Raw genomic sequence first — 390 nt, forward strand, 5'->3', positions numbered from 1 at the left:
AAAAACATGATCACGGGAGCAGCGCAGATGGATGGAGCGATTTTGGTTGTTTCAGCTGCTGATGGTCCGATGCCTCAAACACGTGAACATATTTTGCTAGCACGTCAGGTTGGTGTCCCAGCGATTGTTGTTTTTCTCAATAAGGTTGATCAGGTTGATGACGCTGAACTTTTGGAGCTTGTTGAGCTTGAAGTGCGTGAGCTTTTGTCAAAATATGATTTCCCAGGAGATGATATACCAATCGTTAAAGGTTCGGCACTGGCAGCGCTTGAAGATAAAGATAAAAGCATTGGTGAAGATGCGGTTCGTCTTCTGATGAGTGAAGTTGATAATTATATACCAACACCTGAGCGTCCAGTTGATCAGCCATTTTTGATGCCGATTGAAGAC

1 protein-coding gene is annotated in these 390 nt (G+C 43.8%); it reads left to right on the plus strand.

Annotation, left to right across the window (positions count from 1 at the left end; genetic code table 11):
* The coding region (locus tag J7R05_RS08875) for a GTP-binding protein (protein ID WP_246468290.1) at nt 1-390 on the plus strand (390 nt) is incomplete at both ends.

The sequence above is a fragment of the Bartonella capreoli genome (genome assembly GCF_902813205.1).
Lineage (GTDB): Bacteria > Pseudomonadota > Alphaproteobacteria > Rhizobiales > Rhizobiaceae > Bartonella > Bartonella schoenbuchensis.